We start from the raw sequence: 9,266 nt of genomic DNA, 5'->3' as shown, positions 1-9,266 counted from the left end.
GCAAGCATTGCGCCCCTACACATACCTTCCTTTCATCAGTTGAACGGTTGGATGATTTATATTTTGCAATCCCCTAGGAGAGGGCCGGGGAGAGGTCTCTTTTGATTCTTGAGATGCTCCCACTCCTTCTGAAAATTTTTGATTCAGTTATTGGGCGCAGATTTTTCCAGAACTCAGGCGGATTAAACTGATTATTTAATCCATTTACCTCGGTTCTATCCGCCCCATTTAAAACTTTTATATCCAAAAGAACAATAGACAAACGAAAGGACGCACCGCAGTGCGTCCCTACAAAGTTTATGGGGTTATGGTCTGGCATTGCAATTACAAGCTGGGGGTAACACCCGTTTGAGCTTGGCTGGGCATTTCTCCCCCGGCAGTGTAGCCCATTCCGCCAGCAATTTCTCGTAAAATCGAAATTTGCTCCTCGAATTCTGCCTTTTCTATTTGAGACAGCAGGCTATCGGTTTGGGGGTTGGATTGGTAATCGGACGGCATATCTACAATGCGATCGCCCATTGCTACTGCCCAGGCATACCAGACGACTAATTGATTATTAGCGGATAACGCTCCATAAGCATGGGAATACACCGTATCTTTGCGCTCCACAATATCCCGCATGATCTGAAGCTGCTCATCTTCTGAGAGCTTGTAATAGTCATCCATTAGCATCGGTGCAATATTGGGTTCGGCTGCCCCGGGTGCGGCTGGAGTAATGGAATCTCCCATTTTTTCGTAAATCCAATAAAGTAAAGCCAATTTGTCATCGGTACTCAATTTTTCAAAATCATTAACCAGGTTTTGAGTTCCTTGGGAACGAATTTGGCTTTTTCCTGTCAGGTTGGAAGTAGTCATAAAAGAAATATTCTCTTTCTATCTATCAAGTTGTCACACACTTATTGTTACAAAACTTTAGGTTTAGTGTCAATCTATCTTTTGATGAACCCCAGTTTTGTCAATTCAATATTTTTATATCTATAGACAGATTTTTTAGGGATTATTTCTCTCGATTTTCGCCAAATTTAAGTCGAAAAACTTATTTCATCTATCCCGAGACAGAATCCCGGTGGATAATTTTTCCCTAAATTATTTCATTGGATAGAAAAACTAGAACCGATCGCCCGGGTTTGCTTCCCAGCATTGCTGGCCCCCGATTAGCCGGGGTGCTGAAACCCAAAGTCGCCCCCACAGACGATTATTTCTTTTCATGGAGAAAATTACCCGGGTTCGCAAGGGTGGGAAATTCCTGGAAATAATTCGAGATTGAGTGCGATCGTCAGACGTCCAAAAAGTTCGGACCCAGATTTTAGGCCCTCGGAAATTCCCGAAATTGCGTAGAACTAGAGGTAGCAACAGTTTTTTCTACGTTTAGCCCACTATCAAACGCTCCAAATTCAATGCAAATCAAAGAAAGATCCATGATAGCAATGCCATACCTTAAGTAAAATCCGATAAAATCCGTCTAAAGAGCGAGAACATCAAAAGCGTTAGGGTGAGACAATTTCCTTACCACCCAAACTGCTTCTGTGAGCCAAGTCCAATTTTTATAGATAAATGAGCGATCCCTCCTTGCTTCAAAACCCAAAAACAGACCGCATCCTAGTTGTCGATGACTCTCCTGATAATGTCTTGCTCGTCAAGACGATTTTGGAAGAAGAGGGATATGACATCACTCAGGCGGATAGCGGCTATGCCGCTTTAGCACAAATTGACCAATCACCGCCAGACTTGGTATTGCTGGATATTATGATGCCGGGAATGGATGGCTATGAAGTCACCCGACGGATTCGCGGCAACAAAAAGCTGCCCTTTATCCCCATTTTACTAATCACTGCTCACGATCAACCCAGTGTGGTTGAGGGACTGGATCTCGGGGCCGATGATTTTATCCGCAAACCTGTGGAACTCGATGAACTCTTAGCGCGGGTGCGGAGTTTGTTGCGCCTCAAGCATAGTGTAGATGAACGGGATGAAATTGCCCGTCAGCGCGAGGATTTCGTATCACGGCTCACCCATGATTTGCGAACTCCGTTAGTCGCAGCGGATCGAATGTTGACCCTACTCAAACAAGAAGCCCTTGGACCGATCACCCCTCAGATGGAAGAAGTCTTCACCACGATGGTGCGGAGTAACCAAAATCTGTTGAAGATGGTGAATACGTTGCTGGAGGTGTATCGTTACGAAGCGGATCGCAAAAATCTGAATTTCTCGTTGGTTGATATGCCACAACTGATTCAGGAAATTATTGAGGAACTGGTGCCGATGGCCCAGGAAAAAGAAACCGAAATCAAAATTAAGTATGGCACGGCGGTGAATGGAGCCGGGAAAACTTCGGGGTTTGTCCGGGGCGATCGCCTAGAACTGCGTCGCCTTGTGACTAATTTAGTGGGGAATGCGATCAAGTTTACCGAGAATGGGATAATCGAGATTCGCATCACTGAAGAGGTCGCTCAGAAAAATGCAGGGGGTCCCAACTGGATTGCGATCGCGGTGGCTGATAACGGCGCTGGAATTAGTGAGGCGGATCAAAGCTTATTATTTGAAAGATTTCTTCCGGGTAAGCACAAGCGATCGGGTAGCGGTTTGGGGCTGCACTTGTGTAAAAGAATTACAGAAGCCCATAATGGAACGATTGATGTCCAGTCAGTCCTAGGGGAAGGCAGCGTCTTTAGCGTGCGCTTACCCGCTTGGAAAAATTGATCCATTCAGGCAGGGGTTATTCTCGCTTAAGCATCAGCTTAGGGTGTCAAATTTCAGGGCAAATTCCAGGGCCAATTTCAGAGCCAATTCAAGGGGGATAATTGCTGTTATCTGACATCCCTTATCGAAAGAATATTCGAGACGAAGAAAGAAGGGGACAGTGGCGCTCGATCCTGACTGCTATCCCTAGTGGAAAGGGGGGAAATGTTCCGGCATCACCCCCTAGAATCCGGTGTGAAAGGGGTATGGAAAGTACCCGGTGTCTACAAAAGCTGCTATAACGGTTGCAGATGTGTTTTGACTCCACCTTAACGACACCACTATGGAAACTTTTGCCTATCTTCAATTATTCCTCGTCTATGATGCCCCTCCCGCTTCCGGAGAACCTCTGGTTCCAGGGTTGAGAAAATTTTTTGCAGAATTCAAAGGGAAAAATTTCTCTAGTGCGGGGTTGATTCGCTGGTTTTCGATCGCCGTTACTGTCGCACTCCTGAGCATGGCAACCCAGGTTTTGGCCTACCAACGCGGGGAAGAGAGTGAAGCGGTGCGAGCGATCCAAGTGCGCTTACAACAGTTAGGCTATTTCAATGTTGATCCGACAGGTTTTTATGGTGAGCTAACTGAGCAAGCGGTGAACCGTTTTCAGCGCGATAATAGCCTGCCGGTGACGGGAAGAGTTGATCCGGAGACGTTGACGGCGATCGAGCGATTATTACGACCCGCTCCCAGTTTTGGTCAGGTGACCCAGGTGGGAACGACCAATCAAGTGCTGGGTTTTGGAGACTCGGGTTTACAGGTGAGCGCCCTCCAGGACCAGTTAAGACAGTTAGGGTATTTGAATCGTGCCGCTACGGGTCAGTTTGATTTTGAGACACAACAGGCCGTTTTACGCTTCCAACAGGCGTTTTATCTTGAGCAGACTGCACAGGTGGGACCGACTACGCGGGGGGTCTTAGACCGACAATTAGGGTTAATTTCGGCTGCTCCATCCTGGCAACCCGTAACCCCAGTCGCCACCGCCAACGGGACGGGAAATTTGAAACTGGGCGATAGCGGCATTGCCGTGAAATCTCTTCAAGAACGGTTAATTGCAGCAGGCTATGCGATCGGGACTGCCGATGGCATCTTTGGCCCCCGCACGGAAGAAGCCCTCAAACAGTTTCAATCCGTTTTTAGTTTAGTGCCCACTGGGGTTGCCAATGCGGAAACTCGCCAAGCTTTGGATCGCAAGTTTTATGTAGTTGTCATTCCTAAACGCAGTAATTTTACTCTCAGCGCCGTTCGGGAAATTTTTCCCTATGCGTTTGAAGCTGAGAACCGATTGGGGACTTACATTCATGTTAGTTCCGATCTGCGCCGGGAAGTGGCTGAAAACCGAGCGAAACTTTTAAAACAACGGGGACTAATCGATACTCGCGTGGCTTATTTCTAGTTAGCAGTCTTGGGGGTAGACGGGTGAAGTTCTGCCCCTAAATTGGCAATAATGCACGCTGACAGGTGGGACAAACGGCATGGATGGTCAGTTGACAATCGAGGAGGTGGTATCCTTCTTTGGTGGTGGTTTTAATCCCAACTTTTAAGATAGAGTCGCTTTTAAATTCAATGGTTTTGTTACATCTGACACAAATTAAATGGTGATGATGGTGAGGATAGGGTTGATTAATTTCGTAATGTTTGTGACCTTCTGCTAATTCTAATTCGCGTAAAATTCCCATCCTCGCCATTAATTTAACGGTGCGATAGATGGTCGATAAACTGATTGCCTCTCCTTCCTCTTGCAAAAGTTCGTAGAGGTCTTCAGCACTCAGATGCTCACCTTTCGGAAGGTTTTGAAACACTTGTAAAATCGTTTCTCGTTGCGGGGTTAAGCGCCAACCCCGTTCGTTTAATTCAGCTTTAAGCGAGGACGCTGTGTAGAAAGACATAGCTATCTTCTTCTCTTCTCAAGAAACCCTCTTTATTGAGAAGGATACACAATTTATTGAGAATTTGCAACAAAGTGTGCTTATTGACAATTATTAGCACCAACTCAATCGGCGAGTCTAGAATTGCTAAACGTCATAAGGGGTAAGCATTCTGGAGTTGTTAAACTGGAGAGGAGGAATCAGGAGCCATTGTAGATGACCGGGGTTGCTTGTTGGGAAACCGGGTACAAAGTCCCCACTCTGAGCGCAGTCTAGGAATTTTTCGCGGTCATAATTTTAAGTTTTGTAACAATTTGCAACCGGCCACAACTTTCCCATGCTGACCGGGTACTCCCCCGCGCAAAAATCGCCTTCCCGACTGGTGAAAGGCGATCGCAATATTAAGCAGTAGATAGTCCCCCTTGTGATAGCAGTCACGGGGGAGTAAGTTGTTTGAGTATTCCACCAACCACCCTGACCGATGAGGCGATCGCGCCATTGCCTGATTTGGAGTCCAAAAACTCCCCTGAAGCGATGGGCGTTTCCCTCTAACTCAACAATTCCAGATAATCTCGGACGCGGTTGCGTCGCTTCGGCTGCCGCAACTTTTGCAGGGCCTTGGACTCAATTTGACGGACTCGTTCCCGAGACAGGTCCAGAGCACGACCAATTTCTGCTAAGGAGTAGGGATGTCCATCCGTCAATCCAAACCGCATTCCAATCACATCCCGTTCTCGACTGGTTAAATCGGCCAGGAGGTTATGCAATTCTCGATGCAAGGCTTCTTGCATCAACTTTTCTTCCGGAGAGATATCATCGGTTTCGAGTAAATCTCCCAGTTCCGTATCTTTTTCCTTGCCCACCTTGGTTTCCAAGGACACAGACCGAGGAACTCGCAATAACACTTCCCGGACTTGTGCCGGAGTCATTTCTAATTCCTTGGCAACATCTTCGATGCTGGCAGTCCGGCCTTTTTCTTGGGAGAGCTTGCGCTGGGCCTTTTTAATTTTATTAAGCTTTTCGGTAATGTGAACCGGCAAGCGAATGGTGCGACTTTGGGTGGCGATCGCCCGGGTAATCCCCTGACGAATCCACCAGTATGCATACGTGCTAAATCGATACCCCTTGGTCGGATCGAACTTATCCACCGCCCTTTCTAAACCCAGGGTCCCTTCTTGGACTAAATCCAAGAGCTCTAACCCTCGGTTTTGATACTTCTTGGCGACAGAAACCACGAGACGGAGGTTGGCCTCAATCATGTGTTCCTTTGCGCCAATTCCTTCCGCTTGGGTGCGGTCCAGTTCCTCCACCGTCATCGAGGCTAGGGCCGCCCATTGACGTTTCCCAGCCGCCAAAATCGGCTTGAGGTCAGTGACTTGCTCTCCCGCTTCCGCAGCCCATCGCTCTAAGGAAGGTCGATGTCCTAAGAGGGAGGCGAGGCGATCGCGGGTGTCCACCAGGTGAACATACCGTTGCAGTTCTGGATTTTCCTCAGTAGCTGCCGCATCACGCATCTCTTTGATCTGCATATAGCGCTGCACTTTCTGGGCTTCCACAACCTCTTCTTCTCGCCCCAGCAACCGCACGCGCCCAATTTCCTGGAGGTACAACCGAACCAGATCGGTGGTGCGACGAGTGGGGGCCTGAGAGATTTCAACGGTGTCCGGTTCCTCCATTTCCAGCTCGACGGCAACGGAATCGGAGGTCACCTCTAAGTCATTGTCCTCGGGAGCATCAGAATCGAAGTCGGAGGGCAATAATGGATTGTCGTCTTCTGTATTAGGGTAAAGAGAAATTCCTGGCATGGTGATCTTCTCAGCGTCTCCAGGTGATCGGTGGTTTGCGGTTCTTAACTGCTTTGTTATCAATATTCCCTCTATATTAGACTTCCTGTCACATCTGAGCGTTCCGTTACATAACGTTACTATCAGTTATAAGGTGAGTTACTTAAGGGATTTAGCGGGTTCATTAGATGAACAGGGCTGCCCCTGTTCAGTGAATTCGCCGTTTCTGAATTCGCAATATTTTACATCAAACAGGAGGGTTCTTTGAACAAACAGGAAAATTCCTGTCCCTGAACCCTACTTGCAAGTATAGAAAGTATTACCTCAACTTGAGGTGACTTCTATCAGCCCCTTCATTAATTTTCATCACCGATCGCCCCGGTTCCGGATCACGGGGGGCTAGAATTGAGATCACAAAAGAGCCGGTTAAGTTTCCGGTTGCTAGGAGATCGGACATTACTCGGGCTTGATATCACGCAGCATCAAGGCTTCCACCGCATCTTTGGGGGTAATTTGGCCGGAGAGTAACTGATGCACCTGATAAGAAATTGGAACGGAAATCTCTAAAGTTTTAGCCCTTTGAATTAACACTTGGGTCGTGTTAACCCCTTCGGCAGTCCCTTCTAACTCTGGGAGAATCTCAGCCAGGGTCTTGCCTTGTGCCAGTTGATAGCCGACTTGATAATTGCGACTGAGGGGGCTATTACAGGTTGCCAATAAATCACCAAGTCCTGACAATCCGTAAAAGGTTTCCATTTGCGCGCCCCAATGGGTGCCAATGCGAATGATTTCAGTCAGTCCTCGGGTGAGTAAAGCGGCTTTAGCATTGGTCCCTAGTTGGAGTCCATCGCAGACCCCCGAGGCGATCGCCATGACATTTTTGAGGGTCCCCCCCAGTTCTACCCCCAGAGGGTCCGAATTGGTATAAACCCGAAAGTTACTCGAAGAAAACACCTCTTGGACCAAACTGGCGGCAGTTTCATCGTGACTCGCCACCACCGTTGCTGCCGGTAATCCCTGTTGAATTTCCTTGGAGAGATTCGGTCCAGCTAATACCACCACGGGGCGATCGCTAAATGCCCGTTGCCAGAGTTGCGCCGCCGTACAGGTCGTTTGGGGGTCTAATCCTTTGGTTGCCGTTACGATAATGGTATCTGTGGGAAGGCCAATAGCTTTAACTTGGGACAAAACCGAGGCCACTCCTTTCATGGATACCGCAGACAGGAGAATATTCGCCCCAGTGACAATCTCCTCTAAGCTGCGATCGCCACTGCGAGACCAATATTCCACCCGATGACCATTTTGGGCCACTAACTGTCCCAAAGTCCGCCCCCAAACCCCAGCCCCCACAATTCCGAGGGTCTGAGGTTTTGTAGCAGGGAAAGTCGGCGTATTATCCATCAGTTTTCCTCAATCCTTCCTGAATCCTTCCTGAATCCTTCCTGAATCCTTCCTCTACACCGTTTGGGGGTTGCGGCTATTCACCCGAGGATACCGTTCCATCAAAGCGCGGACTTGCTCGGCATGATAGGAACTGCGGGTCAAGGGAGAGGCCACAATTTGTAAAAAGCCCCAGGACTCCCCAAGCTGCTGCCATGCGGTAAATTGCTCTGGGGTCACCCAATTCACCACTGGCAGATGTTTCGGGGTCGGTTGCATATATTGTCCCAGGGTTAAAATGTCGCACTCCACCGCGCGTAAATCTTGCAGCACCTGTTGAATTTCCTCATCGGTTTCCCCGAGTCCGAGCATGATGCCGGATTTGGTGTACAGTCCCGGTGCCAGTTGGCGCGATCGCCGCAATAATTCTAAACTGCGCTCATAGTTACCTTGGGGACGCACTCGACGATACAGGCGCGGCACGGTTTCGGTATTGTGATTAAGCACTTCCGGTTCGGCCTGTAAAATCACCTCTAAGGCTTGCCAATTCCCACAGAGGTCAGGGATTAACACTTCGATGGTAGTGCCGGGGGAAGCGGCCCGAACTTCCTCAATACAGCGCCGGAATTGGTTGGCTCCCCCGTCGGGTAAATCATCCCGATTCACCGAGGTAATGACCACATGATTCAGCCGCATTCGCCGGACTGCCTCTGCTAACCGAATAGGTTCTGTGGGGTCTAGGGCCTGGGGTTTTTTCTCAAAATCAATATCGCAGTAGGGACAGGCACGGGTACAGGCTGGCCCCATAATCAGAAAAGTGGCCGTTCCGTTGTGGAAGCACTCTCCGATATTGGGACAGGATGCCTCTTCACAGACGGTATTGAGGGCTAAATCCCGCAATATTTCTTTAACGTTGCCGACGCGCTCCCATTGCGGGGCTTTGACCCGCAGCCAATCTGGTTTTACACTCACGCTTACGCCCTAATTTTTTGTAAAGACATCATCCTTATGATACCGGCCTATGGCCCAACTCGCTCCCGAGGGCGATCGCCCTCGGCAACTCTTTTGGCAATCATCTGCCAAAAACTACTTGACAATTCTGGCAAGCAGGACATAGACTGGTAAATGGTCATAAATTACGGGATGTGGCGCAGCTTGGTAGCGCACTTCGTTCGGGACGAAGGGGCCGCTGGTTCGAATCCAGTCATCCCGATTTTGGGTTATGAAAGTTCTATTTGGGCGGGTTAACGCCTCAAGTGTTAACAGTTTTTCTGGTTGTCGGCGATCGCTTCAGGGTCGTCGGCAACTCTTTTTTTTAGGGCGATCGCTGTTCTAAAATTCTTTCTGTAGAGATTAATTCTGACAAAGCGCCTTCCTTTCGTCAAGATGATGAGCCAGAATAGTCACAACGGATAAGACTGAGGCAAATTTGGGAATTTCACGGGATATGATGGGTTCCTTTCATGTACTGCCTTGCCGAGTAGAAATACAAGTGATG

Annotated in this window: 8 protein-coding genes and 1 tRNA gene; 3 read left to right on the top strand and 6 right to left on the bottom strand. The window is 48.6% G+C overall.

All coding sequences use genetic code 11. From position 1 onward, the window contains the following. Window positions 1–324: 324 nt before the first annotated feature. Complete coding sequence (locus NG833_RS06480; protein WP_254564490.1) at window positions 325–855, bottom strand: orange carotenoid protein N-terminal domain-containing protein; 531 nt, start codon at window positions 853–855, stop codon at window positions 325–327. 699 nt (window positions 856–1,554) lie between these two features. Between NG833_RS06480 and NG833_RS06475 the strand changes: the two genes are divergently transcribed. Continuing rightward, window positions 1,555–2,700: a hybrid sensor histidine kinase/response regulator gene (locus NG833_RS06475; RefSeq protein ID WP_254564489.1), complete on the top strand. Its 1,146-nt coding sequence runs from the start codon at window positions 1,555–1,557 to the stop codon at window positions 2,698–2,700. Between the two features lie 322 nt (window positions 2,701–3,022). Further along, on the top strand, window positions 3,023–4,132 hold the full coding sequence (locus tag NG833_RS06470) for a peptidoglycan-binding protein (RefSeq protein ID WP_254564488.1): 1,110 nt from the start codon (window positions 3,023–3,025) through the stop codon (window positions 4,130–4,132). A gap of 37 nt (window positions 4,133–4,169) precedes the next feature. Here NG833_RS06470 and NG833_RS06465 read toward each other — a convergent pair whose 3' ends face one another. The 4 genes from NG833_RS06465 to lipA all read right to left on the bottom strand — a co-directional run bounded on the left by NG833_RS06465 (window position 4,170) and on the right by lipA (window position 8,740). After that, window positions 4,170–4,625 carry a Fur family transcriptional regulator gene (locus NG833_RS06465; protein WP_254564487.1) on the bottom strand — a complete coding sequence of 152 codons (456 nt, stop codon included), beginning with the start codon at window positions 4,623–4,625 and terminating at the stop codon, window positions 4,170–4,172. A 527-nt stretch (window positions 4,626–5,152) separates the two neighbouring features. Then, window positions 5,153–6,409, bottom strand: coding sequence for an RNA polymerase sigma factor SigC (gene sigC, locus NG833_RS06460; protein WP_254564486.1), 1,257 nt, complete (start codon window positions 6,407–6,409; stop codon window positions 5,153–5,155). 435 nt (window positions 6,410–6,844) lie between these two features. Then, on the bottom strand, window positions 6,845–7,789 hold the full coding sequence (locus NG833_RS06455; RefSeq protein ID WP_254564485.1) for an NAD(P)H-dependent glycerol-3-phosphate dehydrogenase: 945 nt from the start codon (window positions 7,787–7,789) through the stop codon (window positions 6,845–6,847). A 54-nt stretch (window positions 7,790–7,843) separates the two neighbouring features. Continuing rightward, the gene (gene lipA / locus NG833_RS06450) at window positions 7,844–8,740 is read right to left on the bottom strand and encodes a lipoyl synthase (RefSeq protein WP_254564484.1); all 897 of its coding nucleotides are present in this window, start codon (window positions 8,738–8,740) and stop codon (window positions 7,844–7,846) included. 167 nt (window positions 8,741–8,907) lie between these two features. On the opposite strand from lipA, the gene NG833_RS06445 reads away from it, so the two are divergent. Next, window positions 8,908–8,981 (top strand) — tRNA-Pro (locus NG833_RS06445). A 46-nt stretch (window positions 8,982–9,027) separates the two neighbouring features. Here NG833_RS06445 and NG833_RS30350 read toward each other — a convergent pair. Next, window positions 9,028–9,153, bottom strand: a complete 126-nt coding sequence (locus tag NG833_RS30350) for a hypothetical protein (RefSeq protein WP_256555846.1) — start codon at window positions 9,151–9,153, stop codon at window positions 9,028–9,030. Window positions 9,154–9,266 lie beyond the last annotated feature (113 nt).

Origin of the sequence: Oscillatoria sp. HE19RPO, from assembly GCF_024220515.1 — a bacterium.
Taxonomy (GTDB): Bacteria; Cyanobacteriota; Cyanobacteriia; order Cyanobacteriales; family Laspinemataceae; genus Laspinema.
This window is presented reverse-complemented; position numbering and strand designations above follow the sequence as displayed.